Below are 375 nucleotides of genomic sequence, written 5' to 3' on the forward strand. Positions count from 1 at the left end.
CGAGACCGCCAAGGCCAAGGACTCTGCCGCGCTGATCACGGCGATGAAAAAGCGTTACCCGAACCTCGCCGACGAAGGCAGCCTGGAACTGGGTGCCAAAGTCGCCAAGGGCGAAATGAAGTGGTGAATGGTTTCAAACCCTAACGAACTGGAGAACGTCATGAGCAAGATTGCAATCATTGGTGCCACCGGCCGTGCCGGTAGCCAACTGCTGGAAGAAGCCCTGCGTCGCGGGCACAGCGTCACCGCCATTGCGCGTAACACCGACAAGATCGCCGTGCGCCCGGGCGTCACTGTGAAGCAAGTCGACGCACTGGACGCTGCGGCCCTGCAACAGGCTGTCAGCGGCAGCGACGTGGTGATCAGCGCCGCGCA

The 375-nt window shown here is 61.9% G+C and carries 1 protein-coding gene and 1 pseudogene; both read left to right on the forward strand.

Annotated features, from left to right (window positions below; translation table 11 throughout):
• Window positions 1–127: pseudogene (locus HX803_RS32095) on the forward strand (MBL fold metallo-hydrolase); the annotation flags it as partial.
• A 33-nt stretch (window positions 128–160) separates the two neighbouring features.
• Window positions 161–375: NAD(P)H-binding protein (locus tag HX803_RS32100; protein ID WP_178926073.1), on the forward strand; the 215-nt coding region annotated here is incomplete at its 3' end.

Origin of the sequence: Pseudomonas sp. P7548 (assembly GCF_013386585.1) — a bacterium.
In the GTDB taxonomy this organism is placed as follows: domain Bacteria; phylum Pseudomonadota; class Gammaproteobacteria; order Pseudomonadales; family Pseudomonadaceae; genus Aquipseudomonas.